At 57.4% G+C, this 25904-nt stretch carries 24 protein-coding genes; 10 read left to right on the top strand and 14 right to left on the bottom strand.

All coding sequences use genetic code 11. The features are described from left to right. Nucleotides 1-331 precede the first annotated feature (331 nt). Genes HV823_RS12510 through HV823_RS12500 form a run of 3 tightly spaced genes read right to left on the bottom strand, consistent with a single transcriptional unit; the run spans nucleotide 332 to nucleotide 3603 of the window. A complete protein-coding gene (locus tag HV823_RS12510; RefSeq protein WP_176950041.1) occupies nucleotides 332-2143 on the bottom strand; it encodes a phage/plasmid primase, P4 family in 1812 nt (603 codons plus the stop codon). Continuing rightward, nucleotides 2144-3391, bottom strand: a complete 1248-nt coding sequence (locus HV823_RS27355; RefSeq protein ID WP_176950040.1) for a DUF7146 domain-containing protein — start codon at nucleotides 3389-3391, stop codon at nucleotides 2144-2146. After that, the gene (locus HV823_RS12500) at nucleotides 3388-3603 is read right to left on the bottom strand and encodes a hypothetical protein (protein WP_176950039.1); all 216 of its coding nucleotides are present in this window, start codon (nucleotides 3601-3603) and stop codon (nucleotides 3388-3390) included. Before HV823_RS12500 ends, HV823_RS27355 begins: the two co-directional genes overlap by 4 nt. Nucleotides 3604-3686: 83 nt before the next feature. Here HV823_RS12500 and HV823_RS12495 point away from each other — a divergent pair, with 83 nt between their 5' ends. After that, a complete protein-coding gene (locus tag HV823_RS12495; protein ID WP_176950038.1) occupies nucleotides 3687-3941 on the top strand; it encodes a DUF982 domain-containing protein in 255 nt (84 codons plus the stop codon). Nucleotides 3942-3996: 55 nt separating this feature from the next. Then, on the top strand, nucleotides 3997-4161 hold the full coding sequence (locus HV823_RS12490; protein WP_176950037.1) for a hypothetical protein: 165 nt from the start codon (nucleotides 3997-3999) through the stop codon (nucleotides 4159-4161). Nucleotides 4162-4171: 10 nt separating this feature from the next. Here the strand turns inward: HV823_RS12490 and HV823_RS12485 are convergent, their stop codons facing one another. The 6 genes from HV823_RS12485 to HV823_RS12460 all read right to left on the bottom strand — a co-directional run bounded on the left by HV823_RS12485 (nucleotide 4172) and on the right by HV823_RS12460 (nucleotide 6698). Continuing rightward, nucleotides 4172-4387 carry a hypothetical protein gene (locus tag HV823_RS12485; protein WP_176950036.1) on the bottom strand — a complete coding sequence of 72 codons (216 nt, stop codon included), beginning with the start codon at nucleotides 4385-4387 and terminating at the stop codon, nucleotides 4172-4174. After that, nucleotides 4384-4689, bottom strand: coding sequence for a hypothetical protein (locus HV823_RS12480; protein ID WP_176950035.1), 306 nt, complete (start codon nucleotides 4687-4689; stop codon nucleotides 4384-4386). Before HV823_RS12480 ends, HV823_RS12485 begins: the two co-directional genes overlap by 4 nt. Next, nucleotides 4682-5200 (bottom strand): hypothetical protein, encoded by a 519-nt coding sequence (locus HV823_RS12475; protein ID WP_176950034.1) that lies wholly within the window; start codon nucleotides 5198-5200, stop codon nucleotides 4682-4684. Before HV823_RS12475 ends, HV823_RS12480 begins: the two co-directional genes overlap by 8 nt. Beyond that, nucleotides 5197-5598 (bottom strand): hypothetical protein, encoded by a 402-nt coding sequence (locus HV823_RS12470; protein ID WP_176950033.1) that lies wholly within the window; start codon nucleotides 5596-5598, stop codon nucleotides 5197-5199. Before HV823_RS12470 ends, HV823_RS12475 begins: the two co-directional genes overlap by 4 nt. A 114-nt stretch (nucleotides 5599-5712) precedes the next feature. Further along, complete coding sequence (locus HV823_RS12465; RefSeq protein WP_176950032.1) at nucleotides 5713-6249, bottom strand: GcrA family cell cycle regulator; 537 nt, start codon at nucleotides 6247-6249, stop codon at nucleotides 5713-5715. Further along, nucleotides 6246-6698, bottom strand: a complete 453-nt coding sequence (locus tag HV823_RS12460) for a hypothetical protein (protein WP_176950031.1) — start codon at nucleotides 6696-6698, stop codon at nucleotides 6246-6248. The genes HV823_RS12465 and HV823_RS12460 overlap by 4 nt, the downstream gene beginning before the upstream one ends. Before the next feature lie 414 nt (nucleotides 6699-7112). On the opposite strand from HV823_RS12460, the gene HV823_RS12455 reads away from it, so the two are divergent. From HV823_RS12455 to HV823_RS12445, 3 genes are all read left to right on the top strand, one after another. Beyond that, nucleotides 7113-7751, top strand: a complete 639-nt coding sequence (locus HV823_RS12455; protein ID WP_176950030.1) for an XRE family transcriptional regulator — start codon at nucleotides 7113-7115, stop codon at nucleotides 7749-7751. Nucleotides 7752-7858: 107 nt separating this feature from the next. After that, nucleotides 7859-8110, top strand: coding sequence for a hypothetical protein (locus HV823_RS12450; protein ID WP_176950029.1), 252 nt, complete (start codon nucleotides 7859-7861; stop codon nucleotides 8108-8110). A gap of 11 nt (nucleotides 8111-8121) precedes the next feature. Further along, nucleotides 8122-8787, top strand: a complete 666-nt coding sequence (locus tag HV823_RS12445; protein WP_246301222.1) for a hypothetical protein — start codon at nucleotides 8122-8124, stop codon at nucleotides 8785-8787. A 122-nt stretch (nucleotides 8788-8909) separates the two neighbouring features. On the opposite strand, the gene HV823_RS12440 is transcribed toward HV823_RS12445, so the two are convergent. After that, nucleotides 8910-9572 carry a hypothetical protein gene (locus HV823_RS12440; RefSeq protein ID WP_176950027.1) on the bottom strand — a complete coding sequence of 221 codons (663 nt, stop codon included), beginning with the start codon at nucleotides 9570-9572 and terminating at the stop codon, nucleotides 8910-8912. A gap of 179 nt (nucleotides 9573-9751) precedes the next feature. On the opposite strand from HV823_RS12440, the gene HV823_RS12435 reads away from it, so the two are divergent. After that, on the top strand, nucleotides 9752-10042 hold the full coding sequence (locus HV823_RS12435; protein ID WP_176950026.1) for a pyocin activator PrtN family protein: 291 nt from the start codon (nucleotides 9752-9754) through the stop codon (nucleotides 10040-10042). Between the two features lie 231 nt (nucleotides 10043-10273). Continuing rightward, the gene (locus HV823_RS12430) at nucleotides 10274-11218 is read left to right on the top strand and encodes a hypothetical protein (RefSeq protein ID WP_176950025.1); all 945 of its coding nucleotides are present in this window, start codon (nucleotides 10274-10276) and stop codon (nucleotides 11216-11218) included. Between the two features lie 30 nt (nucleotides 11219-11248). Here HV823_RS12430 and HV823_RS12425 read toward each other — a convergent pair whose 3' ends face one another. Next, nucleotides 11249-12235 (bottom strand): exonuclease/endonuclease/phosphatase family protein, encoded by a 987-nt coding sequence (locus tag HV823_RS12425; RefSeq protein ID WP_176950024.1) that lies wholly within the window; start codon nucleotides 12233-12235, stop codon nucleotides 11249-11251. Here HV823_RS12425 and HV823_RS12420 point away from each other — a divergent pair. After that, nucleotides 12200-13531, top strand: coding sequence for a phospholipase D family protein (locus HV823_RS12420; RefSeq protein ID WP_176950023.1), 1332 nt, complete (start codon nucleotides 12200-12202; stop codon nucleotides 13529-13531). The genes HV823_RS12425 and HV823_RS12420 overlap by 36 nt on opposite strands. Nucleotides 13532-13628: 97 nt before the next feature. Here the strand turns inward: HV823_RS12420 and HV823_RS12415 are convergent, their stop codons facing one another. Then, nucleotides 13629-13958 carry a hypothetical protein gene (locus HV823_RS12415; protein WP_176950022.1) on the bottom strand — a complete coding sequence of 110 codons (330 nt, stop codon included), beginning with the start codon at nucleotides 13956-13958 and terminating at the stop codon, nucleotides 13629-13631. A 312-nt stretch (nucleotides 13959-14270) separates the two neighbouring features. After that, nucleotides 14271-17537, bottom strand: a complete 3267-nt coding sequence (locus tag HV823_RS12410; RefSeq protein ID WP_176950021.1) for an NACHT domain-containing protein — start codon at nucleotides 17535-17537, stop codon at nucleotides 14271-14273. Between the two features lie 1089 nt (nucleotides 17538-18626). On the opposite strand from HV823_RS12410, the gene HV823_RS12405 reads away from it, so the two are divergent. Both HV823_RS12405 and HV823_RS12400 read left to right on the top strand, forming a co-directional pair. Continuing rightward, a complete protein-coding gene (locus tag HV823_RS12405) occupies nucleotides 18627-19961 on the top strand; it encodes a calcium-binding protein (RefSeq protein ID WP_176950020.1) in 1335 nt (444 codons plus the stop codon). 226 nt (nucleotides 19962-20187) lie between these two features. Continuing rightward, nucleotides 20188-20484 (top strand): DUF982 domain-containing protein, encoded by a 297-nt coding sequence (locus HV823_RS12400; RefSeq protein WP_176950019.1) that lies wholly within the window; start codon nucleotides 20188-20190, stop codon nucleotides 20482-20484. Nucleotides 20485-20676: 192 nt separating this feature from the next. Here HV823_RS12400 and HV823_RS12385 read toward each other — a convergent pair whose 3' ends face one another. Continuing rightward, a complete protein-coding gene (locus HV823_RS12385; RefSeq protein ID WP_210270768.1) occupies nucleotides 20677-25902 on the bottom strand; it encodes an Ig-like domain-containing protein in 5226 nt (1741 codons plus the stop codon). Between the last annotated feature and the right edge of the window lie 2 nt (nucleotides 25903-25904).

The raw sequence follows: 25904 nt of genomic DNA, 5'->3' as shown, positions 1-25904 counted from the left end.
TAATAAGATCAATGGTTGGACAGGTAGGGCAGTTGATTGCCGGGTTTATGTGATGCGAGGCGCTATCGCCTTTTTCATCATCAATGCCGATAAAGCCGGTTCACCTGCGCGCACGCGCATGATGTAAACCCGGAAAATTGCTGTCCTAGCTGTCCTAGGTGCGCAAGTCTTTGAAACCGTTTCAGTTTCCCCGAGCGCCTTGCTGTCCGCAGCAGTCCGGGGCACAGGGCCTCGTGTCCTTCGTGTCCACCCACACCCTTGGAAGGCGGGCAGAAAGGCCGGATTTCAGGGCTGATGCCCTGCCCGTCCGGCGAAGGGTCCGGGTGAAACGTCATGACCAGGTCTCCGGCAACGGCTCGTCGTCGGAGTAGAAGCGCGATGATGGCGGTGCGTCCTGCCCGCTGGATCGGAATTCGTCACGGATTCGGATGCCGTAATAAACCGTGCCGTTCGATCGTCCCCGCCGAAACTGATGCATGAGATCATCCGGGCCGCGCCAGCTCTTGCGCGTCTGGTCGGGTAATCGCCGTGTAAAGGTCGCCTGTTTAAATTCCGACAGGCCCTCCCGCTTGGCGTAATTCGTATAGGCGATGAACAGGTCTTCCGGGCTGCACCGGTCCTCGTCGCTGCCGGTGACACGGCAGGCATTGCGCAGGAAGGCGCCGATCGGGTCGCTCTCTTCCCGATATTCCGCCGTGGCGGCCGAGACACCCGCTGGCACCTGCAAACCATGTTCGAGGTATTCCAGCGCACCCCGTACCATCCAGGCGAAGATGCCCGCCTTCTCTGCCCGCAGTTTTCGCGGCAGGTCGCGGTCCACCTCCTCTTCGGCAATCTGGATCTCGAAAGGCACCAGGTGCACGCGCCGCCAGATGCCATCCGAATCGTCATGGATGATAGGCTTGTGGTTGCCCGACAGGATGATCTTGAACTGCGGCACCAGCTCGAAGAAGTCCTGATGCAGGCGCCGCACGGCGATCACCTCGCCGCCGGTCAAGGCCTTGATCAGCGCATCCTTGAGGCGCACGCCCATTTCCGGCTCGGACGCTGCAACCAGACGGGCGCCTGGCAACCTCGCAAGGTCGGGCGTCGCTTCCGCTCCGGCGCGCTTACTGTCGCCGGCAAAGCTGTCGATCGACATGGAGACGGCGTAGTCGCCGAGGATCTCGACCATGAGGTCGACGAAGGTGGATTTGCCGTTCCTGCCCGCCCCATAGAAAAACAACAGGCATTGCTCGACCGTCAGGCCCAAGAGGCAATAGCCCATGTAGCGTTGCAGGAAATGGCGGATATCAACATTCGGCATCACCTTTTGCAGGAACTTCGCAAAGAGCGGTGCGGCGGCCTTGGCGTCGAAGTCCACCTGGGCGAGCTTGGATATGAAATCAGAGGCCCGGTGGCGATCGAGGCGGATCGCCCATTTGCGCGAACCGCTCACCTTGGCGCAGAAGAAGCGCAAGGTGCCATTCCGGCAATTGATGGCGTGAAGGTCGCCGTTCAGATCGTTGACCTCCCGGGAGACATACGGGATTGCCTCATTCATCATGTTGGTCAGCTTCGACGATCCGGCCGAGGATTTGGCATGGCCGTGCCGCGATGACATGCGCCCGTCGCGGTCTTTGTTGACCGTTTGCATGGCCCTCACGGCATCCTGCAGCGCATCGTGCCTGTCGATATCCTTGACCGTCCATTCCTTGTCCGGCTTGCCAAGCTTTTTCAGTTCCTCGATGGCGAGCTTTCCGGCCTCGATCTTGGCCCGCTCATCCTCCGAGCAATCCAGCATCACCGCTTCGTCGTCGATGAATTCCGCGGTCAGGTGCGCCAGCCGACGCACGACCGCACCCGAAGCATCCTCTAGCCAGCGCCCGTCGGTGTAGCCGTGCCAGCCGACATTGGTTACATGCAGGATGCGATCGCCATAGCGCTCGATAAAGCGCCTGGCATTGCCGATATCCGTCTCCGGCTCCCGCGCGCAGTTCTCGAGGATTTCCTCGGGGGAAAGCTCGACGGACGCGTCTTCGGCTTCCGGCTCGACGACAGTCAGGGGGTCCGGGTTCTGATGATATCCGCCACGCTGCGCCTGCGCCTGCGCGATGATGCGGGCAACGGCTTCGGGAATGCCGCTCTTTGGCTTGTCTGACACTTAGGCAGGCTCCTCTTGCATGGCATGGACGATGGCGCTCGCAAAGTCGTCGCCTTCGGGCGGCCACCAGATATCGATTGTCCGCGTCGCGCGGGCGAGCCGGGCCTCGGCTCTGGCCATGGCGGCGGCGGTCATAACGAACTCGCTGTCGCCATCGGCGAGCAGCACGAGCGTCGTGACGTGATCGGCGATCTGGACGGCATCGTCGGGCGCCTGATCCGGCTTCGGGATCGGCCCTTGCACGCGCACCGGTTTCAGCACGTCCTTCGCATCCGTCTTTTTCAGCGTCGGATGGCTGAAGGCGGAGCGCTGGTCAGCAGGCCCGGCGAGGTTACCGAGGTCGCCGGTGGCGAAATAGAAGGTGTCCGCCCGAAAGCCTTCGGCGCCGGCAACCGCCAGAACCGTTTCAATACCCTCGCCGCCCAGCCAGCGCAGTGCCGTCATCTCGCCTAGAAGCGGAATGAGCGATCCCTTCTTGGTGCCGCGCATCTTCTTTGTCGGCAGAGGCAGGCCCTTGTTATCAACGCCGAGATCAGGCCGGAACTTCGGGCCGCGCTCAACATCGATCCATGTTTCGTGGCAGCCGGTGACATGGCCCGCAAGATCGACAAAGGGCGCAATCATCGCCGGCCCGGAGAATGGCGAGACAGGGCGGCCGAATTCGTCCTGCCCGTGCCAGAAGCTGTGATTCCGGTCGAACCTGATGTTCTCGAAAACGCCCGTGGGCATTTCGAAGCCGGTTCGGAGGAAGAGATAGCGCGCAGCTTCGGTTTCGGCCGCATCGCCAGCATTGAAGAAAATGCCCCTCGCTTTCTTCATCTCGCGTTCGCGAAAGCTGTTCTGGTCGGCGGCCTGTTTCTCCGCGTCTTCCTCGCTCTTTCGACGGCGCTCAGCGAGACGGGCAAGGCGCGCCGCCCGATCCTCGTCGCTTTCGCGCTCGCCACCTTGCGGGATGGCTTCCCCCAGTACCGCCGCACACGCTTCGAGGAAGCCAGTCCGGTAGCGAGTGTCGAGTTCCAGTACATGGGCCATCAGCCCGATACCGTCGCGACCGCCGATGGCACCTCGGCAATTCCATGCCGGCAAGGCGGGATTGACCGAAAATCGATCCTTGCCACCACAGGCCGGGCAAGGGCCAGCATAGCCCTTGCGCGTCAGTTTCAGGCCGGCAGCCGTGGCCGCCTCGACGACGCTAACCCGGCGCGCGCGCTCAATGAATTCGTCGATGTCATTAGTCCCGACGCTCATCGGCACCCCCGATCTCGACAAGCTGATCGATGGAGGCCTGCATGGTCGCGCGCGCAGGAAAGCTCCTCTGCCATCTTCACCTGACTGCGGCGGCACCAGCCGTGCTTGCGGCTCGTCTGGCGGCCGAGAAGGCAGGCCTGCAGGTCGCGTCGCTTCAGGCGCGGGTCCGTGACGATCCACCCCGGAATGATGGAAAAACGGGCGTCGCTCATCGTTTTCCCCTCGGTCTTACCGGAAACACTTTATGATGAGACCGTCTTCCAGACGCCGATTTTACATCCGCGAGAGAACGTCCATGGATCCCATGAGATGGAGTATCCCCGTTAACGTTGTGACGGAGGAACTGGGAAAGCTGCTGGCCATCACCAGCGCTCTGGAGGCTGCTGACTTCCTTCTTATGCACTGGCCGCTCGACGAGACTGGACCGGCGCACGTAACCGCGCGGCGTGCCTGCATCCAGGTGTTGGGCGGAAAGGAGCCGCCGGAGTTTGCGCGAGCGGCGTTCATCAAGGCCTGCGAGGCGGCGGGCATCTTCGTGCAGGCGAAATGAACTCGGAACATCAGGGGGTGTGAGCGAGTTGGCCTCTTGTAAAGGAGTTTTTGCCATGAGCTTGCCCGTCAATCCCGGCGACGACATTCCGCCGCCGCCAGTGCCACCGCCGATCGAACCTGCACCGCCCATCAAGGAACCTGATCCACCGAGGCTCCCGGACGAGGATCCGGTGCCAAATCCTGACGAGAACCCGGATCCGCCCCAGACCGTGAAATAGCGCGCGCGCATCACGCCTCCCCCCGCGCCGGTGTATGCGCGCGCATCTGGCGGGCGATATCGCGCGCTGCCTGTATCGTTCGGGCGACTGCATCCTCCCCCACACAAAGGAGCCGGGCGATGTCAAAGGTATCGAAGCGCTTCGTCGCCCAAAGCTCGAGGCAGATTTCCGCTTCGTTTGCCGTCAGGAGCCGCGATGGCCTACGGTGATTGAGGCTTGAGGTCATGCAACACTCCTGATGCGAAGTTCCTCGAGGTCGCGCTCGCTGGCGATGCGCAGGCGGCCGGCGACGATGCAGGCGTCGAGTGTCCGATCAAGGTCCCATGCCTGCTGATCGCGGGACCAGGTCTCCCGGTTGATGGCGATGAAGGGCGTTCCCCGCGACCAGCCGCGCAGGTGATGCGCGCGCGTGACGCTACGCATGCGATCGAGATGGCCGAGGTCGAGGCCAAATGATTCGATCGCACGACGGCATTCGAAAATCGTCGGCGCGACGATCAGGAGGATGCGCTGGGGACGGTCACGCATGGCCGTCTCCGTCGAGGATCCGAGCCAGCGCCTCGCGCCCCGTGTCCACCAACGCCCATATGGCAGGGCTGCCCGCCTTGCCCTTCCTGTTGAGCACGATCATTTCCTTCTCGCGGAGCTGATCGAGTGCCGCCTTGGCAGCGCCGACGCTGAGATCGGCGCGGTGTGCGATGGTGTCGCGATCGATTTGAAGCATGCCGTCTTCGGACGTTGCGAAGAGCCGCAGGACTCGGCGCGCTGGTCCGCTGATCTGCCCTTTCTTCGGACGGCCACCGGCGTCATCAACGCTCGCGACGAAATCGGGATTCGGCGGCCGATAGAGCGGCTTATGGGCGCGTATCGCCACGACATCGCCGGCGGTGAGGCCGACAGCCTTGCCGATCGAAGCGACCGTCGCCCGGCGCTCCGAGAGCAGCAGCACCAGTTCGGTTTGGGAGTGTGCGGGCAAGCCCTCGAACATTTCTGGCGAGACGGAGGTCGGCGTCGTGGAGAAAAGCGAAATCGATGTCATGACCATTTCTGCCTTGGCTTGATGGTTTCGGGGGTGGCCGCCTGCGCGACGACGGCGAAAGTTGCCCTTGCCTCTCCGGCGAGGATCTGTCTCAGCAACGCTGCCTCCTCGGCTCGGCGGGCGGCCTTCCATTCGTTGAGGCGATCTTGAAAGGCAGAGGAAACGCCGGAGATGCCGCCCATTGCGCGACGGTCGATCCAGGCAAGCTCCGCCATGGACCGGTGGGCGCCGTACCAGCGGCCAATGCCTCTTGCGCCGTCCGGCAGCCTGGCGATCTGCGCAGGGTCGCTGACGATGCGAACGAAATCGGGAACATCGATCAGCGTCGAAACGCCGAGCACGTCGAGCGCAGCGTCCCGCGGATTGTCCGTGAGGATGAAGAGCCGGATGTCAGCCATGGGCGACCCCGCACACCGGGCGAGCGATCGGCTTGGCGCAGCTCTCGCAGAAGCGTTCGATAACCTCGCCGGGGCAAAGCGGCTTTCGGCAATGAGGGCACTGAGTGATCAATTTCATGTCGAGCGCCCCCTCATCAGGCGATAGTGCGCGGCGCAGTAGCTCGCCCCTTCGGCTGTCCTGCCGCCGCAGCAAGGCGAGGCCGGCCCCGAGACTGTTTCGAAGGCCTCGAGCGGGAAGCGGCATTGATCGTTGGCGAGGTCGGCGAAGGCGACAGGCGTCAGGCCTGCGATGTGATACCGCGACAAATCACGCGTGCTCGCCGCGGAACGTTCGGCGACCGTCAACGGATTAGCCCAGGGAAGACGGATGGATTGCCGTGCTGGCTGCATTACCGAACGCTTGGGCTTCTTTGTCTCTACTTTCGCGGGCTTGGTCTTCGCAGGCTTCGACTTCGTCACCCGCTGGCCGGCGGCGTTGATCCGCTGCGGAAACCGGTCGCGATTGCGCGTGGCAAAACCGCAGACGGCGCTACGCGACGTTCCGATCCTGGTGGCGATCGCCGCCGCCGATAGCCCTTCGCGCCAAAGAATCTGCGCCTTGGCCGTAACGTCCTCGGACCAGCTGAACGAGAGGTTCCCGCGCGCGCTCACGTCGCACCGCCGATCAGGGCCTTTTCGAGATCCTGCAGCTGCGCGATCGCGTTGCGCACCAGTGGTAGCAATTCGCGGCGCTCGTGCGGGTCGACGTGATTGTCCAGCAGCGCCGCGATGAGGGCGGAAAGAAGCTTCCCCTTGGTATCGGCGACCGCGCCGACCTGCGCCATCGTCAGCGGGCGCGTGCCTGATGCATCGGGCACGAGGCGAAATCCCGAAAGGGCAGCGAGTTGCGCCGTAATCATCGGGTCGCCGAGGACGCGTTCGAGGTCGGCAACGACATCGAGCGGCATGAAGTTCTCATCGTCACCGAGGGAGCCGTATTTCGAGAGCTGCGCCTCGCGCACGCGGGTCTCAGGCGCGAAATTTGCGGCCCCCACCTTTCTCAGCGCGCGATTGGTCGCCGCCTTCAGGTCCCGTCGGTCGTGTTCATTCGTAGGACGCAAGTCATCCTCCCTGAAAATCAAGGAAATCTTTTCGGAGAATCTTTTGGTGAACCGCGAAAACGCGCGGGTTACGGTGAACGCATCAGATCAAGGGGGACCGCATGACAAGGCGCACATCATTCTGCAGCCTCCGAAGGGACACCCAGAACAAAGTCGTTTGGCTGAACCGCAAAGCTGGTAACCTCTGCAATGCGGCGCATTTGTTCCGGTCGAGGGACGCGCTCGCGATACATCCACTTACGAACTGCGGAAGCGGACACTTCCTCCACGAGAAGTGCCATCTCCTCGGGGCTGATCCTGTTCCGACGCATGTAGTCCGAGAGTTCCATGAGCTGTAGTTACCCATTTTGTGCAGCTTTGACAACCCCAAAATGTGGTGAGACGCGTGAGCTCTGATTTGAGAAGTTGCACGTCATGGGAAACAATCTGAAGAATCTTCGCATCCAATCAAATTTGACCCAAGAGGAAGCGGCCGACGAGGTGGGAGTTTCCAAGAGCCAGTATGTGAAGTTGGAGCGAGGAGAACGTCGCCTGACCGCCGACTATATTGGGCGCCTGGCGAAGGCGTTTGGTGTTCGCCCTGCCGACATCCTGGAAGGCTCAACACCAGACACCGTTCCCCTGATGGGCTACATCGGCGCCGGCGCGGAAATCATGCCGGAATTCGAGCAAGTTCCTCCCGAAGGTATCGAACAAATCCACGTGCCCTTCCCGTTGCCTGATGAAATGGTGGCGTTTCGCGTGCGCGGTGATTCAATGCTTCCCGTTTACAAGAACGGCGCCACTGTCATTGTGTATCGAGAGCAAAAGCGACCCCTAGACGCATTCTATGGAGAGGACGCCGCTGTCCGGACTGCGGACGGGCGCCGATTCATTAAGACGATCATGAAGGGAATTTCCGGCGTGAATCTAATGTCCTGGAATGCCGCCCCGATTGAGAACGTGCACCTGGAGTGGATCGGGGAAATCTTCGCCGTCTTGCCCGGGAGCGGACTAAGCAGCATAAACAAGTCCGGCGGCCTGCAAGGCCGGCTACGACTAGGCGCAAGCTAACAAAGAAGGCGCCCCAATACGTGCAGTGACGATACTACACAAAATGGGGTTTACAAGTTACACATATTGGGTAATATTCCGCTCGTTTTTTAACGGGGGATTTTCCCATGATCCGCTACATCACGCGCCCCGACATCGCTGTCGCAGTTTCGCCCGTCGAAAATCAATCCCGTAGGTCGCCTGACATAATCGACCGTCAGCGTCAGCCGGGTTTCATCCTTCCCAGCAACGAGTGGTATTCCGTGCCGCTCGCCGAAGCGCCACAGGTCAGCTCCGGTCTCGGCGCGTTCATGATCGGAATTATCGCCGGTTCTATCTTGTCCTCGAGCATGATCGCGCTCGGCGCATGGTTGTTCTGATGAGAGCCGCCATGCGTATTGTCGATAATCCGGTCGAGACGATGTGGGCCGATGGCCGCATTGTCGACCTGGGCAACCCCGATCACCAGATCGTCGATTTCGCCGAGATCGCGAACACTCTTTCGAAGGTCGCCCGTTTCAACGGGCGCAATCCGGGCCTGGCGCTTTCTGTAGCGCAGCACTGTGTCATGGGCGCGCAGGCGATGGAAAACGAGGGCGCCACCCGCCTCGAGGCGGCGCTTTTCCTCCTGCACGACGCGCACGAATGGGCGCTTGGAGACCTGATCCGCCCCAGTGCCGACCTTTTCGCTGCCGTGTGCGCAGAGCTCTACGGCGAGACCCACCTTCACGATGCGATCGCGGCCTGCAAGGCAGCATGGGACGAGGCGATCTATTTCGCCGCTGGTCTGCCGAGCCCTGAGGCCTGGACGAAACGGCAGGCGAAGCTGGTCAAGGACATGGACGCGCGCATGCAGCGCGCCGAGGCCATCGCCCTCTTCGGCCCGCCGGCCGGCACCAAATTCCCGAAGGCCGCCACCCCGAAGCTGACCGGCGCGATCAGGCCATGGCCGCCCGGCAAGGCCGAGGAACAGTTCACGCTCGCAGCCCGCCGCCTGATCGGCGACGACCGGATCCTCGGCCAGACCTCGCTTGCAGCCTTGCGGAGCGCCCTATGAAGCCCCTCGCCTGCACCCCGATTGCGGCCATCGACGTAGCCCGCCGGCAGCTAATGACCAGCACTGACGGCTCCACCCAGGTCGGTGCGGCAAAGGGCGGCAGTCCATTAGTAGCCAACTTGCTAGCCCGGGAGCATCCATTCGATGTCGCCGGTGGATTTGATCACGACCGAGATGCTCTGCACGTCGTCTCTGACGTTTGTGTAATTGGCCTCTGCGCCAAGCCGCACGAACACGAGTTCAGTCCCGCCGCCGGCCTTGACGTTCTTGGTGACAGCGAAGAGCGATTCATATTTCAGCTCGTTCATGCGCGCCTTCGGCTCGTATACGGGCATCTGCCGCAACTGATTGCTGCGGGTCGAAAGGAACGTGTAGAGGCCGATCTCTCCCTTGACGTTCTTGACGTACTCGCAAGCCTTGGTGTTCGTGGCGCCGCCTTCGACGGTGAATTTCATGCTCGTGTTGACGGTACGCTTGACCGCCAGGCTACCGGACACAGACGGTCCGGCAGTGCCGGTATGGAAGACGAAGAGCTTGGGCGCCTTCAACGAGGCGTCAACGGTATCCGTAACCACCACGTTGAGCCCAAGTGTGATTTCGGCCTTTCCGCCTTTCACGCCAAGTTTGTCGCCGGTTGTGATGTCGGAATTGGTCAGATAACGTGCGAGCTCGCATTTCAGTTGAGCGATAACGACGTCGACCTCGACCTCCTCCCGTGGATCGGGAGCGTCGTAAAGCGCGGTACACGCCGACAGAACTCCGCAAAACACACTTGCAATCGCCACTCTCCCCGCGCCGCACAAGAAGCGTCCCCGCATGCCCCCCTCCGAAATCTAAAGTTGCCCCTGGCGACAAGATCAACCGAGCCCGCTACGCCTGTCAAGCGTCGCCGCCACCTCCCCCACCCCTCGTTCTCATGCGTTGCCGCACGCTATGTGGTCGCCGAAAGTGGAGCAGCAAAATCATGACCGCGACACAACTCGGCGCCGAAGGGTTCTCCACCTCGTTCCTGCTTTTCGCGCAATATGGTGGGCGGGCGATCATCCCAGTCGAGGAGGTCTGCCGCGACTATTTCAGTCACCTGACGCCAGACAAGTTCCTTCGCAAGGTCGGCTCCGGCGACATCGCAATTCCCGTGGTGCGGGCAGAGACGTCACAGAAGTGCCAGAAGGGCGTCCACCTACATGACCTCGCAACATATCTCGACAAGAGGCGCGAGGCAGCGTTGAAGGAATTTAGGCAATTGCATCGATAGAAACGCTTGCCTGATCTCCATGACGGTAACCGGGCAAAACCCAACAACGCCCTCATTTACCGCAAGCCGCAACATTCCCTCACTTTCAAAGCTCAGGTGCGCCTCAACATATTCGCTCGAATCCTATCCCGCGAGAAACAACAACTTTCACTTGCACGGCACTAAAGTGAAGATAGTATCAATCGAGATATAGATTATTTCGTCTGGCGTTGTCGGGGTTAGGAGGCGAATATGAGTCCGCTCGAAGGTAAAGCTTGTTCAAAACAGGATGACATCCGCGCACTTCGGGTAGTTGACGATGGAAAATCCAGACAGCCATGGATTTTCCTCTCCCGTGATGTCTTCGCTTGGGTTTTGCTGGATCGCTGGCTTGTGCGATGCAGTCAGACCAAGTGGGAGGACTCAGACGCTTTTTCACGTATGCAGAAACGAATGGAATCAGTGCAAGATGTTCTCGCCAATGGAATCGCTGCACACGTAGATGCACTTTGTCTCTTGACGAAGTCCGACATAACCGAAGCCGCGGTATTCTCTGTGCCAGCCGTAGCCGAGACCAATGGATTGGATGCTCGCATCATCGATCTTGTCGGCGCGTTCGCCGCACAGTCGGCACTTGTGGAGAAATATTGCGAGGATATGTCAGACGCCATGCTCGTGCTTGCTGCAACGATGCATGTAACAGCAAGACAATATGTCTTGGCTAGACGCGCACTTCAAACCCCATGGCAAAACAAAGCGTCGGAGGAAGAAGCTCGGAAGTTCATAAAACTTGCATTCGAACAATTATCCCGTCGCAGCGCTCTCGCCGAAGGTCTCCGAAAATCGTTAACTGCTAATGGCGTCTTGCAGGGCGACAATCGCCAGAGGCGATTAGCTATATACGTGCCCATGAGTGATATCGACGAAATACATAAACCCGAAACAGACATATTTGAAGCAGTATCCGCAGCATACGACGCATTGGTTGAAAAAGGAGAACTAGGGGATCCCGAGATGCCTGATCTTGATCGGAGCGAGGGGTTAATACCCTGGGACGACAGCTGGGACACGCCGATAGAACCCGGCGAGATCCCCGATCAAGATTATGACCCTGAAAAGCCCTTCGGTGATCCACGTGACTATCCCGATCCGGATGAAGATTTCGAACCATTGCCCCGGAAAGACCATCGCATCTGATCGTGGATTACTGGGAGATTTGAAAACTGTCTATTTCGGTAGAATAAGGTCCAGAGCGATGGAACAGTGGTCCCCCAATACTGCTCCTGTGGCAAGCTCGTACGCTGACGGCGAGACAGTTGTCACCGGAACCTTTGCAACGTCCTTTGCGATGTCGCCTATAACGAGTATATAGTCGTAGATATTTTTTCGAACAGAACATGCCCCTGCTTCACCATGCAGTAGTGATACGGGAATATTTTCTTGCAAGGCCGGCTCGTATACAATGTCAAGCAATAGGTCTTTTTTCTCCAGCTTTACAAAATTTCTATTCCAATCGCCGGCAATAACAAAATTGCGATACCCCGCCTCAATTTTTGAAGAAAGCCAGCTTCTGAGCGTCTCAAACTGCTGCCTCAAGACAAGGCAATCGGGTCGTGTAAATACCGAACTGAGATAGCATCCAGCTTTTAGATGGATAGAGACAAAAATAAAGCTCGACCGCTGCGTAGAAATTGTAACCGCGATTCCTGCACGGGTGAACGTATCAAGACCATTCTCACTAATTCGCACGCTTAGTCCAGGCAGTTCCTCAACTGCGCTCGCAGCGAATTTTTCGGTATTGCGCACCGCAACCGCCGTAAAAAGATCTGGCGAGCCTCGCCTGGATCGATCGAATTCGCGCTGTTCCGAATAAACGTGATAGTCCTTACCAACAAACTGCCGGGCTGATCTACCGGAATCCACTTCTTGAAGAGCGACGACATCGCCGTCAGTGATCAAGAAATACTTCTCCATCAATTCTAAATCGACAGGAAGGCGGGGCGAGCTGCGATCCGGAAATAAACTTTTCCCGGCATCCATTGTAAAGTTCGTGATATTCCACGTTGCTAATCGGATACGTACCTTATCGTCTGCATAGGCAATGTGTGATAATAGGCATAAGAGGATGGAGACAAACCCAATTTTATTGAGTTTCGTGTTAATCAGGAGACGCGAAGGATGCGGTTCTTTTTTCTTTGGCTGGCTGCGCTGCATTGTACGCTCTCTCCCCGTGAAGCTTCAGCGGATAATATGCAGAATGAAGTAGAAACCACAATCGCAGTTGGGATGAACCGCCCTCTTTGTGGTCCGTATAGCTATGGCAATGGCTTACCCAACATAACAAGCTTTTGCTCGGATGCCGACCTTAGCAAAAATCTCCGGCAAAACGCGCTTCAATTATTTGAAGCCACAGTAAAACATAAAACTGCAACGGAAATTACATACGCTTTTTGGGCATTTTCCCACCAGGGCTGGGGCGAACAACTCTGCAAGATGATGACCCAAAGAACGCTCAGCGTTCGAGGTGCAATAGATCGAGGCCGGGAAAGACCCAGAGATCAACGTGTTCCAAACGATGTCGTGGGTTGCGCGTATCAGAACGGCGTACGCAAAATTGAGCTTTCTCTTTTGGGCCAAGAGGGCGATTTTCTTGAATTTCATCCGAAATTCGTCACAGCTCGCTTTGAAGACGGTACGGCAGTTACGTTGGTTTCATCGGGAAATCCCACGCGCAACAGCGAATACAACTTCGACGTTAGCATTCTATTCAAGGAGACGACCCCGGGAAGCACCCCGATCCACGACTGGCACCAGTGTGCATTTGGAGCATTCACGGACGAGGATGGGAAGCCCATCACCTCGTATACTGATGCCGCTCGTAGATACTACAAGTGTGCTGCATCTCTGGATGCGGGGACATCCATCGGAGTCACGCAGTTTTTACTTCCCTTCGATCGTTCAAAGCTTACGAATAGAATTTCGTTCCTGCTCGGTGGAAGTTCCCGCGTATCGGTCGCCGTTCAATCGGCAGATTCATTGCTACTGCGCGACATGTTTCTCCAGGCGACTAAGCGAGGGACAGCATTTCGTGTATTGAGAGACGACGATCTGCTCTATGTCGGGGCCTCCACGTCTGGTGCTCGGAGCGGTGACGGGGAATTTATGAACAGGCAGTACGAGCGAGATGTTTGGCTTAGACCGCTCATCGATGCAGGCGCCGAAGTTCGATACCTTGCGACCAACAATTTGGATAACTCAAATCCAAACGCGAAATTGCTCGGAAACTTCTTACACCTCAAAATCATCGTATTTGAAGCGGAAGGCCGATCGCCGACCATCCTCGTTGGCTCTGCAAATTTAACGGATGCCGCATTCGGGCATAACGTCGAGAATGTATATCTCGTCGAGAACCCCGTTGTGGTCAAAAGCCTGCTCGCCTCATTTGATCAGGTATGGCTCGATGGACGGAGTCAAGCGGATCTCCCTCTCCAGAACGAGCGGCCAAAGTAGTCTTTGGCGTACCAATATGTTGGTGACATACCGGCGACATAAGGCTTCTTTCTATGCCTTTGCGCCTCTTATGCCTTTATCCCTCAAGCGACTGCAATCATTGGAACAGTCCGCATGCTGTGGTCGCAACATAGACCCAACCACCGGACAGGGCGTCAGTCACAGCAAACGGTTTATCTGCTTTCAAAACGACCACACAATCACCTCTTTGGAGAACAAATCGAGCCCGTGATGCTGTAGTGGGGCTCTCCCTAAAATGAACCCATGATCCTGCTTGCAGCTTATCGCCTATAGATAGCTCCTCGTATGTTCCTTTTCCGGGTTCAAGAAGGAAAAGATCACTATCCCCTGTAGGCATCAGGTCTTTGCCAATTTCATAATAAACATAGCCACTTGCACCGAAGCGCCATGCGGTTACGATCTTCAAGGAAGTCTCCAATGGAGGAAAAATAAATGCCAACATTGCCAAGATAGCCAAGACCGCACCTATCGCCTTAGCAACGCCCTCTACGCGTTCCGCTATCAATTTTACGCTTCGCAATCAACCACCCCATATACTCTGACCCAAGCTCCTGGTTCCCTCCAGTACTCGGGAGAGCCTTAGATTTTTACTCTCGCCTTATGCGACCTGTTTTTCCAGAGCGATTTCCACTACGAATTCATTGGGCGTGATATTGCCTGCACTGAAGGAGCTTAGGCAGCTTCATTGGTGATATATCTCTATTGACGACATATCTTCTTACGCCTCAAGACCCACCCAACGAGCATCAAGACGCGCCAGCAATATACTTCCTTCATCATCTCCAAAGTTTGGACGGCGATCTTCAGGCCAAGGATTGCCGGCGATATTCGCCAATACAAGCTGATTCCGCGTGGCGGCAGATTCTTGCTCCACCCATTCCACGTAGCGCAACCTTGCAGCCGAGGTTGCGAAGGACTCAAATGAAGCGGCGATAACTTCGCGACTAGGATTAAAGCGACCTGTCGCCTCTGCAAACCTGCGTCGATCACTATGCCATCCTTTAAAATAGTCGAGGAATGCGCCAGCAAAGTCCAAAGAAATGGCTGCGCAGGAAAGGAAGACAACCCCGGATAATACATATCTAAAATATGTAAACAACATTGCAATCCATAATACAAACATCGTCACCGCTGCCAATCCAGCTATATACAACGATGAAATAAAAATAATCTTGCATACTCGACGTATATTATAATCTATTGCACCAAAAATTGAATAATACCTAAAAACTGACAACATAAAATATAAAAATACAAATGCAGAAAATACCAACCTATCATTATAATTTTCTTTAAGTGCATTTAATGGTGAATCGGGATCTATTGATTTACGTTGAATGGATGCCAAAACAACAAACATAATCATCGCCGAGAATAATGGAAGTGTGCGGACTATGCCAATTATTCCATCAATAGCTCCCTTTGTTATAATGTTAAGCATTCTCATTGCTGGCTCAGTACGAGCAATGGTCAACGTTTTATTTAATGTACTATGAATATTAGTCAGTTTTTGGCGCTTTAAGTCTCTCAAAGCAATTTTCGTAATAATTGTACGGGCCATTCCATTTACGAATGAACGCCGTCCTCCAATAAACTGTGCGCTACGTCGTGCTGTGCCTAAGCTATTTCTACCGCTGTCTGCTGCGTTTGCCCCTGCCGCAACGAATAAGTTCATCACTGTCGCAATACAAACCATCGCAATCAAAACTGACCAACCCAACCCCCACATTCGGTACTCCAGAAACCCGAGACAAAAGGCACCCAATATGACGCCAAGCCACATTTCAACCCGGAGGCGGCGAAACCGACACCGCAGTTCGCCAAACGCATCAGCTACTCCCAATGCAAACTTAAACTCACGATCAGGCACAAGAATCCAATTTTGTGCTCGCGAAGCCAAATCAACAACCAAGGCATTTACAACTAACGGAGAAAGAGCAGGCAAATAACGACAAGCGAACAAAGCGGTATCCGTAATCCATCGGTTGTCGCGTGACAAAGCAAAAAGAAGGACAGCCTCTGCATCAACCGGATCAAGTAATCCCACAGCCTCCACAGCGATCTTTCTGGTGAGGATGTCATCACTGCTACGGACTACAGCGAGCACGTGGTGACCTAGTTCCCCACGAAAAGGCTCAATTGGGCCGGGAAGTGCACGAAATGCTTCACTTAGAAAGCGCAGTGCGTATATCGCCCGCATCGCACTGCTCGCATTTTCAATTGGATTCCTTGGCGCGGAAGCAATTTGCTGCCAACAAAATGCGGCTAAGCGTTTCGCCTCAACCTCGTCAGCGACTTCTGCATATAGGACGAGGGCATCTCTGTAGCGACTGTCGGTAGGAATCGCCTCGAACGGAGGCTCCCGCTCTCCGGATAGCCAGCGGGCCACCAGGAAATATTCGTTGAAGCGCCGATGAACAAAACTGACGGCCTGTGTCCGGGGAGCTTTGCGTGCGAGCTTTGCCGATACAAGTGTATCAACGATGACATCGACGTCGTCGCGCACCAAAGCGGCCCGCAGCTCTGCAACCGTCATCTCCAAACCGCGTCGGTCGCTTTCAAACATTGCCCACGCGATGGCGGCCATCGCCAAGCGTAGGGCGTCAGCGTTGAGGCCAGCTGCATCCAAGCTCTCCTGAGCGTTCTTCAGGCTTTCCTCGATATAGGCAGAATAAACCGCCGATTGATTGGGCGGGGCCTCAAGTCTACTTTCCCAGTACAACAAAATTAAACTAAATGAAAATGGATTTCTGGCAAGAGCTCCAAGATCCGGGCGGTCGACAAATAAAATCTGCCTCAGCTCTTGTGGCCTACTCGCACCTTTGGCAACAGCTTGCGATATTTGCTGCTCACTAAACGGCCGAACATCAAGCTGAACGTGTCGCAATTGACCGAGACGGGGACGACGATAGTAACGCGACGCAATTACACCTCGGCTCCCCGCCTGTCCACGCAGATAACGAACAATCACCGCCGAAACAGAATCCAACAAACGAGAAGTCTCATCCGCGTCCAGCACCCCAGGTATTTCGTCGAAGCTGTCGAACATAAAAAACAGCTCACCCGCATCAACCATGCGCTCAAAATGCTCATCGAAAAACGCGCGAGTGATATCTGGCAAACGATCCCGGATATTGGACCGAACAAAATGGGAAAACTCGTCATCGGTCGGAGGTTCATCCGCTGACCAACGTCGTATTGAGCTCCATTCCTTAAGGTTCACATATATCGGAATCCGCTCATTCGGTCGCTGAGTGGTGAGCAAGTCCATGCAGCATTTGCGTAAAGCTACACTTTTCCCGGCCCCAGGCACGCCGACAACAACAAATACGTCTGCGTCCTGATTAATTTTAATAGCTTCCACTAAATCACCGACGCGTCGGCGGTTCAGTTTCGCGTTACGCACATCAACTTCAGCGCGCAACGCAACAAAATAGTTGTGATGCCAACGAAGTTCATCATCCAGTTGCTCCAAGCGGGACTTCAAAACCGCTACGAAGGCTGATCTGCGCTCGAGATAGCTTGCCTGACGAATCATTTTGTCAGGGGCAATCACGCCAAGAGGGGCCTGATCTCGAAAAAACCACAGCACGGCAACGAGCATGACTACAGCGGCCGCCACCACAGTACTGGTTGGCGCGATTATCGGGTTCCTCTCCACCACAGACGCAAATTCCGGTGAGAAATTGGCAACAACGACAATTGCCAGAGCGTCCAGATGCGTTCTCAGCCCAGCAACAAGAAGGAGAACTCCACCGAACATCCAGATAGCGTATCGGACTGACTTCATCCGATGCGCCTCAGGTGGAAGCGCTATCCTAGATCCGAGAATTAATATCAGCAGGAGCAGTGAAGAACTAATAACCTGAACGTACCAATCACGGAAGAGCAGCATAATTAGAGAAAATGCGGCAACGCACATTAACGATAGCAGCAGCATGAATGTCTGACCGCTGGACATCGTCGACAGTATACGTGCATTCATTGGTTTCTGCCCTAAGTCCCGATAGCTGTGGTCCACCATAGAGGCGCAAAGCGCAGATGAGAGGTTAGTGCCTGTGATCGTTAGCACCAACTATCGAAATCGGGATGACTGGTCTAATCAACAGCTAAAGTGCGCTCGACAAATCATCCAACGCGACGAATGTTACCTGCGTACCGGGTATCTAGCATCCGGCACCGTAGGTGCAGGACATTCACTCAACTCGACTCATTTATTCAGCTACAATTTTGCTACAAGATATACTTAGACATTGTTTTTATTATATTTTTTCCCCACTTCAGACCAGTCGATCATCGGCGCCGTGGCGAAGATCTTGGTCCCCGTTCTTATAGAATGTCTATACATTTCAGTCACTTGCCGGAATTTGTGTATGTTTCATTTGATCGTTCCACCCGCTGCCACGCCTATTTCTGCCATAGAATTGCTGTGCCGCAGGAGTTGGCCGGGCCATGCAGCATCGGCGCCATAGCCGAGCGCGGGCGTCGCGCGATGGGTCAAAGGCTTGTACCGCACAGACGGGCATAACGCGAGGCGTTACTTGCTGAGCAAGGCGCCATCGCATGGTCAGCCCGGGAAAAGGATTTCGAGCGATCCGCGACAGGACGGAGTGTCGCCCCTGTTCGAAATCAATGACGTGGCGGCGCGCGGTCCCGATTGATCGGTCCGCCAACGGAATTCCTCAACGGACCTCGGAATAAATTGAAGCGGCGACCACCAAGGGTCCGTAGGATTTCAACATCACGAAGAAACACAGGGAGACAACCGCCGCCGTAATGCACACAAGAACGCATCCGGCAAGAAGCGGACTTCCAACTGCACCGCGACGTCTCATCGGCACGCCCCCCGCCACCGGACAGCATGTTGGAAATATACCCCAACCGCTTCGTCCTGAGAACAGACCGATGTTGCTCGGAGCCAAGAATCCCCCGATGAGATCGCGCCCCAATGACAGACTATGCGCGAATCTTTTTCCATTTTCAACGTTGATTTGCAGATCGACGCACGTAAAGTGAGCAGCCCGTAGATTTTTTGTCTATGGATTCGAAATGCCAGGGGATTGGGGGAATTCAAATGACTACACTGACATCAAACATCAGTGTCACACTCGATGGTACAACGCCATTTAGTGTCGGCGTCGATGACTATAGTTGGAGCGGAAAGTGGCTCCTCTACGTGGACACCTGGGTCGAAGACTCTCTACCGGTGCGCACTGCAACATATACCCTAAAAGGTGGTGGCTGGAACATTGATATGTTCCGTTTCACAGGACAGGTGAAAGCCAGCATCAAAGATGCCACTTCCGGATCTGGCGGCAGCATCGGGTACCTCCTTCTGGGCTCTCTGGACGATGCGGGGAAGAGCGTTGCAAAGCTGAACAAGACATACGTCGACATAATCAAAGGCAGCGGAAATGCCGAAATAGTAACACTCGGCGCGGCCGGAGCCGGCCTGGTCGAACTCGGAGCCGGAAATGACATCGTAAAGACGGGCGCCGGCTTCGTCGATTATCTATCTGTCGGTCACGGTGACAACCAGGTCACTATCGGTTCTGGCGGTGCTGGAAACATTCGCGCCGGCGGCGACCGTGATATTATAAAGATCGCTGCGCTGGCCGAGGTGGAAAGCATTGATGCAGGGCGGGGAAACGACAAGATCACCACTTCATCGGGCTGGATTGGAACTATCGTTGGGAGCAGAGGGTCTGACACCATCACCGTCGGTTCCGGAGGGGCTGACGCGATTTTCGGCAACCGTGACGCTGACACTGTAATCCTGAAGAAGTTGGCCGACGCCGACCAATTCGTCATTGTCGATGGCGGATCGGGTGTTTCTTCCGGTGCCGACCGGAACTCTGACACTTTGAACATGTCGGCATTTACCCGCGGTCTGAACATCGACCTGTCCGTCAGTGACGTTGTTGACACGGGGGATGGAATATTCCTCATCCGCAATTTTGAGAACGTCTCGGGCGGAACCAGGAACGACACGCTTCTGGGCAACTCGGAAAACAATACGCTTCGAGGCAATGGCGGAAGTGACAAAATGACAGGCTTGCGTGGGGCCGACGATCTCTATGGAGGGGGAGGAAAAGACCTTTTCGTCTTCACATCGACCAAAGACTCCACAGTCAAAGCAAATGGTCGCGACACGATTTTCGATTTCAGCAAGAAGCAGGGCGACAAGATTGATTTGAGGGAGATCGACGCCAACACGAAGAAATCCGGTGATCAGGCATTCGAGTTTGTCGGATCTAAATCGTTCACCGGGGATCCGGGCGAGGTCCGCTACTCCAAATCGAAGTCGGACACTTACATTTATGGCGACGTCAACGGCGACAAAAAGGCTGACTTTGCGATCCACCTCGATGATGCCCTGTCGCTGGCAAAGGGTGATTTCCTGTTTTGAAAGAGGAATATCGCCACCGGCGAATAAGCCGGAACAATAACGAGAACACGCGAAATATCACAATATATTGATCGAGCAACAAAAATTATGTGTTAAAACGAATCATCTGTTGACCACGACAGATTGCTTGAATGCTTCGAAAAATTACGGTCGGCGGTAATTCCGTCGACCTTTTTTTCGTTCTCGGACTGCTGACTTCCTTTGAGCACTTTAAAAGGAGGATACCATGCTTTCAGATAATCCTTGGTCGGTCGTGGTCAACGTTTCATTACCTTGCGGCATTCAGCGCGTGTTCCATGGCCCCTACGACGCGCTCGACTTTCTCGAAAATGAATGGCCCTCACGGAGGGGCCAAAATTACGACCGCGCAATTGTTCTGTGCAGAGCATCGCTTGATAGCACAGCCCCTCTCGCGATCGCGCGAGAGGCCTTCGTGGCCGCGTCCATGGAAGCGGGCATGGCCGTCAGACCTCTGACGCCCTTTGAGAACGGAGATGCGGGCGGCTTGGGGACCAGAATATAGATAAAAGGATGTGGCAGCATGCAATTCTTGCCGCTGCGCGGACGCCTCCGATGAGTTGGCTTTATACCGGAGGCGTCTCCTGGTCGAGCGCAATGAGCACAACGGGGCCAGTTCCTCACTACATTGCCGGTCGCCGCAGATCCCACACGTGCCGATCCCGAAAGCGATTTCCAGCTTTCGGGATCCTGTGCGTCAGAGGATGAAGTCGGATTTCGTCAGGTTGATGATCCCCGCCAGTTCGAACTGGAAGTCGGCTCGGCCGTCGTGGTCGGTGTCGCCGTAGACGATGGTGCGGTCATCCTTGGTGCCCTTCTCGTCGAAGATGCGGTAGATCAGTTCGCCCACCTTGCCGGTGAAGTCGTTCTTGCCGCGCCAGGTGAAAGCCTGATCGCCTGCGGTCTTGTCGTTGGCGTCAATCTGGGACACGTCGAGCTTGTCCTTGCCGTGGACGAAGTCGGTGATGAGATCTCGCTTGCCATCGCCCGACTGTGGGTTGTAGCCGCTGTTGTTGACGAAACCGGACTGACCGGGAGCGCTGTCCTTCTCCGAGGTGAAGATGAAGACGTCGCGTCCCGCCCCGCCCGTCAACGTATCGGCACCGGTACCGCCAATCAGGCGGTCGTTGCCCGCGCCGCCCAGGATCACGTCGTTGCCACCCTTGCCGTTCAAAACGTCGTTGCCGGACGTCCCGACGATTTTGTCGCTGCCGGAGGTGCCAGGTTTTGGTGCGCCCTCGGAGACCGAAACCTTAAAGGTCTTAGATGCCTCGTAGCTCTTGCCGATCGAAGGATCGTCGAGACGGACGGTCACGTTGAGCGACGGATTGCCGTCGTGATCGAGCTTGGCGCCCTTCTTCAACCAGAGTGCACCGTTCTTGATCTCGAAGAACTTGGCGTCGGACCCCTTCAGTGACAACTTGTTGTTGCCGCCACCGTCGGGATCGGAGATGGAAAGCGTGGCCACCTTGCGTGCCGATCCGGTCGAGGCATCTTCCGCGATCGACTTCAGCACCTGCTTCATCACCAGTTTCGGCGCGTCGTTCACCGGCGTCACGGCGAAGTCGAAAGTTTTGGCGACAGGCTTCGAGCCGTCCTCGTTGCCATCCTCGACGAACACCTTGAACGAGGCCTTGGTCGTCTCGGAGCCGTTGTGGACGAACGTCACCTTGCCGGCCGCAAGCTCGGCGCCGGTAAAGCTCGTCGCCGCCTTGCCGTTCACCTGGATCTTGCCGGCCGACTGGCCGGAGACGGTGAAGCGGACGCCGGAGGCGCCGTCGTCGGAGTCGGTGAAATAGAGGTCGGACTTGGTCAGCGTGTAGCTGCCCCCCTCCTTCACCGTCGCCTTCAGGTCTCCGGTCAGGACGGGCGCATCGTTCACCGGGGTCACGGCGAAGTTGAAGGCCGAGGTTACGGGCGTCGAGCCGTCCTCGTTGCCATCCTCGATGAACACCTTGAACGAGGCCTTGCTCGTCTCGGAGCCGTCATGGACGAACGTCACCTTGCCGGCGGCAAGCTCGGCGCCGGTGAAGCTCGTTGCCGTCTTGCCGTTCACCTGGATCTTGCCGGCCGACTGGCCGGAGACGGTGAAGCGGACGCCGGAGGCGCCGTCGTCGGGGTCGGTGAAATAGAGGTCGGACTTGGTCAGCGTGTAGCTGCCCCCCTCGTCCACCGCAGCCTTGAGGTCGCCTGTCAGGACGGGCGCATCGTTCACCGGCGTCACGACGAAGTTGAAGGCCGAGTTTACGGGCGTCGAGCCGTCCTCGTTGCCATCCTCGACGAACACCTTGAACGAGGCCTTGCTCGTCTCGGAGCCGTCATGGACGAACGTCACCTTGCCGGCGGCAAGCTCGGCGCCGGTGAAGCTCGTTGCCACCTTGCCGTTCACGTGGACCTTGCCGGCCGACTGGCCGGAGACGGTGAAGCGGACGCCGGAGGCGCCATCGTCGGGATCGCTGAAGGACAGATCGGCCTTGGTCAGCGTGTAGCTGCCCCCCTCCTTCACCGTCGCCTTCAGGTCGCCTGTCAGGACGGGCGCATCGTTCACCGGGGTCACGGCGAAGTTGAAGGCCGAGGTTACGGGCGTCGAGCCGTCCTCGTTGCCGTCCTCGACGAACACCTTGAACGAGGCCTTGCTCGTCTCGGAGCCGTCATGGACGAACGTCACCTTGCCGGCGGCAAGCTCGGCGCCGGTGAAGCTCGTTGCCGCCTTGCCGTTCACGTGGATCTTGCCGGCCGACGGGCCGGAGACGGTGAAGCGGACACCGGAGGCGCCGTCGTCGGAATCGCTGAAAGAGAGATCGGCGGTCGTCAGCGTGTAGCTGCCGCCCTCCTTCACCGTCGCCTCCAGATCCCCGGTCAGGACGGGCGGCTGGTTGGGCACGACGCCCAGGTCGACGGCATAGTTGTTCGATGTCGTCGTGCCGATGCCGGCATTGCCGGAGAGATCGGCGACAAGGCTGTTGTAGAGCGTGATGACGTTGGTGGCGTCGGAAATGCCGGCGGCAGGCGTCAGCGTCGCCGTCCAGGTGATGCCGCCATCGGACGAAGTGAGCCCGCTGAGCGTGCCGTTGGCAACGACGAAAACCCCAGTGGAGAGGTCAGCGACGGCCTCGCTGAAGGTGATGGTGACAAGCGAGGTCTCGCCCGGTGTCAGGACCGTGTCGGCGACGTCGATCATGGCCGTCGGGCCGCGGGCGTCAACCAGGACACCGCTTGTGGAGTACACATTGTTCAGCGCCAGGACCGTGTCGTTGCCGCCGGTATCCTTGATCGTGCCGCCGTTCAGGCTAAGCCCCCCCAGCGAAATGCCGTTCGTGTCCTCCTGACCGGCGCTCACGGTCAGACGGAAGACCAGCGAGTTGGTACCGCTGCCAGATAGATAGGACGCATAGACGGTCCCGCCGGTGTCGAGCGTCACCGCAAGCTGTGGCGTGCCACCACCCGTGTTGACCATGACGGCTTCGCTGAGGTTGACAGTGAAGTCCAGGTGCTGGCTCGTCGAATAAGTGCCATTCAGGGGAACGCCCACCGACGTCACCACCGGTGCAGTCGTGTCGATCGCGTAGTTGTTCGAAATGGTCGTGCCGGTCCCGGCATTGCCGGCAGCGTCGGCGATCCCGGTATTGTCCAGCGTGATCACGTTGCTGGTGTCGGTGATGCTCGCTGATGGCGTGAACGTCGCCATCCAGGTGATGCCGCCATCACTGGAGGAAACAGCGCTCAGCGTTCCGTTTTCCACCGTCAGGTCGGCGTTGGTAAAGCCGGTGACAGCCTCGCTGAAAGTGATCGTCACCTGCGAGGTCTCGCCGGCCGCCAGAGCCGTATCCGCCACCCCGATCGTCGCAGTCGGACGGACGCCGTCTATCGCGTAGTTGTTCGAGGTCGTCGTGCCGGTCCCGGCATTGCCGGCAGCGTCGGCGATACCGGTATTGTCCAGCGTGATCACGTTGCTGGTGTCGGCGATGCTCGCCGATGGCGTGAACGTCGCCATCCAGGTGATGCCGCCGTCGCTGGAGGAAACGGCGGTCAACGTACCGTTTTCCACCGTCAGGTCGGCGTTGGTGAGGCCGGTGACAGCCTCGCTGAAGGTAATCGTCACCAGCGAGGTCTCGCCGATCGCCAGTGCCGTATCCGTCATCACGATCGTTGCTGTCGGCCGCTGCGTGTCGATCGCGTAGTTGTTCGAGGTCGTCGTCCCGGTCCCGGCATTGCCAAAGTTGGCAACACCACTATTGTCCAGCGTGATCACGTTGGTGGCGTCGGTGGTGCTCGCAGATGGCGTGAACGTCGCCGTCCAGGTGATGCCGCCATCGGTGGAGGAAACGGCGCTCAACGTTCCGTTTTCGACCGTCAGGTCGGCGTTGTCGAAGCCGGAGACGGCCTCGCTGAAGGTGATCGTCACCGTCGAGGTCTCGCCGATCCTCAACGCCGTGTCCCCGACCACAATCGTCGCCGTCGGACGCACCGTGTCGATCTCATAGTTGTTCGAGGTGGTCGCTCCAGTCCCGGCATTGCCGGCAGCGTCGGCAACACCGGTATTGTCCAGCGTGATCACGTTGGTGGTGTCGGTGATGCTCGCAGATGGGGTGAACGTCGCGGTCCAGGTGATGCCGCCGTCGCTGGAGGAAAGGACGCTCAACGTTCCGTTTTCTACCGTCAGGTCGGCGTTGGTGAAGCCGGTAACGGCCTCGCTGAAGGTGATCGTCACGAGCGAGGTCTCGCCAGCAGTCAGCGCAGTGTCTGAAATCACGATCGTTGCGGCCGGGCGCAGCGTGTCGATCGCATAGTTGTTCGAGTTCGTCGTGCCGGTCCCGGCATTTCCGGCCCCGTCGACAACGCCGCTGTTGTCCAGCGTGATCAGATTGGTCGTGTCAGAATAGCTCGCAGACGGCGTGAACGTCGCGGTATAGACGATGTTGTCGCTCGTCGAGAGGCCACTCAACGCCCCTCCCTGGGCTGTCAGGTCCGCGAGGGTGAAGCCGGTGACAGCCTCACTGAAGGTGATCGTCACCTGCGAGGTCTCGCCGATCCTAAGCGCCGTATCCGCCACCACAATCGTCGCGGTCGGACGCTGCGTGTCGATCGCATAGTTGTTCGAAGTGGTCGTTCCGATACCGGCATTGCCGGCAATGGTGGAAATGCCACTATTGTCCAGCGTGATCACATTGGTGGCGTCGGTAATGCTCGCAGTCGGGGTGAATGTTGCCGTCCAGGTGACGCCGCCGTCGCTGGAGGAAACGAAGCTCAACGTTCCGTTTTCCACCGTCAGGTCGGCGTTGGTGAAGCCGGTAACGGCCTCGCTGAAGGTGATGGTGACGAGCGAGGTCTCGCCGGCCGTCAAGGCGCCGTCGGCAACGACGATGCTGGCGGTCGGCACGGGCGCCGCAACGACGATGTCATCGATGGAGAAGGCGATGTCCGCCGGCTGGAACTCGCCCCCTGTCTCACCGGTCTCATCCTGCACGATGCGAAATTCGTCGATGCTGCGCCAGGCCGTACCCGTCGGGCTGACCAGCACCGGGTCCGCGCCGAGGATCAAGGACATGCGATCCAGCTCCACGCCGTCGCGATAGCCGACCACCCACACCGTCGCCGCAGGCAGCGAGCCGTCCATCCCGTAGTTCTGGATGTGGAAACTCTCCAGCCAGAACGCGTCCCCGCCCGTCGAAGCGAAGCTTGCCGCCGCTGACTGCCCATAGAAGCCATTAACGATCAGCGCGTTGTCGCCGGAACCGGCAAGATCGGTCGGGGCGGGATCGTTGGTCACGTCGAGAAAATTATTCAGCGGATCCGCGATGTTGCCGTTACCGTCATAGAGCGTGACGGTCCAGTTGCCGAACTGGCGCTGGCTCTCACCATAGCTGTACATGCCGTCGGGGAGTGCGATGTCGTCGAAGTCCAGTGTTTCAGGCAGGGCCATGG

The sequence above is a fragment of the Mycoplana rhizolycopersici genome (assembly GCF_013378445.1).
Lineage (GTDB): Bacteria > Pseudomonadota > Alphaproteobacteria > Rhizobiales > Rhizobiaceae > Mycoplana > Mycoplana rhizolycopersici.
Note: the sequence above shows the minus strand (reverse complement) of the source record. Positions and strands in the feature narration are given on the sequence as shown.

Excerpts from the sequence above, each read along its gene's own strand:
- HV823_RS27355 (WP_176950040.1), bottom strand. The coding sequence starts at position 3,391 with ATGAGCGTCGGGACTAATGACATCGACGAATTCATTGAGCGCGCGCGC.
- HV823_RS12500 (WP_176950039.1), bottom strand. The coding sequence starts at position 3,603 with ATGAGCGACGCCCGTTTTTCCATCATTCCGGGGTGGATCGTCACGGAC.
- HV823_RS12495 (WP_176950038.1), top strand. The coding sequence starts at position 3,687 with ATGGATCCCATGAGATGGAGTATCCCCGTTAACGTTGTGACGGAGGAA.
- HV823_RS12490 (WP_176950037.1), top strand. The coding sequence starts at position 3,997 with ATGAGCTTGCCCGTCAATCCCGGCGACGACATTCCGCCGCCGCCAGTG.
- HV823_RS12485 (WP_176950036.1), bottom strand. The coding sequence starts at position 4,387 with ATGACCTCAAGCCTCAATCACCGTAGGCCATCGCGGCTCCTGACGGCA.
- HV823_RS12480 (WP_176950035.1), bottom strand. The coding sequence starts at position 4,689 with ATGCGTGACCGTCCCCAGCGCATCCTCCTGATCGTCGCGCCGACGATT.
- HV823_RS12475 (WP_176950034.1), bottom strand. The coding sequence starts at position 5,200 with ATGACATCGATTTCGCTTTTCTCCACGACGCCGACCTCCGTCTCGCCA.
- HV823_RS12470 (WP_176950033.1), bottom strand. The coding sequence starts at position 5,598 with ATGGCTGACATCCGGCTCTTCATCCTCACGGACAATCCGCGGGACGCT.
- HV823_RS12455 (WP_176950030.1), top strand. The coding sequence starts at position 7,113 with ATGGGAAACAATCTGAAGAATCTTCGCATCCAATCAAATTTGACCCAA.
- HV823_RS12450 (WP_176950029.1), top strand. The coding sequence starts at position 7,859 with ATGATCCGCTACATCACGCGCCCCGACATCGCTGTCGCAGTTTCGCCC.
- HV823_RS12445 (WP_246301222.1), top strand. The coding sequence starts at position 8,122 with ATGCGTATTGTCGATAATCCGGTCGAGACGATGTGGGCCGATGGCCGC.
- HV823_RS12435 (WP_176950026.1), top strand. The coding sequence starts at position 9,752 with ATGACCGCGACACAACTCGGCGCCGAAGGGTTCTCCACCTCGTTCCTG.
- HV823_RS12430 (WP_176950025.1), top strand. The coding sequence starts at position 10,274 with ATGAGTCCGCTCGAAGGTAAAGCTTGTTCAAAACAGGATGACATCCGC.
- HV823_RS12420 (WP_176950023.1), top strand. The coding sequence starts at position 12,200 with ATGCGGTTCTTTTTTCTTTGGCTGGCTGCGCTGCATTGTACGCTCTCT.
- HV823_RS12425 (WP_176950024.1), bottom strand. The coding sequence starts at position 12,235 with ATGCAGCGCAGCCAGCCAAAGAAAAAAGAACCGCATCCTTCGCGTCTC.
- HV823_RS12410 (WP_176950021.1), bottom strand. The coding sequence starts at position 17,537 with ATGAATGCACGTATACTGTCGACGATGTCCAGCGGTCAGACATTCATG.
- HV823_RS12405 (WP_176950020.1), top strand. The coding sequence starts at position 18,627 with ATGACTACACTGACATCAAACATCAGTGTCACACTCGATGGTACAACG.
- HV823_RS12400 (WP_176950019.1), top strand. The coding sequence starts at position 20,188 with ATGCTTTCAGATAATCCTTGGTCGGTCGTGGTCAACGTTTCATTACCT.
- HV823_RS12385 (WP_210270768.1), bottom strand. The coding sequence starts at position 25,902 with ATGGCCCTGCCTGAAACACTGGACTTCGACGACATCGCACTCCCCGAC.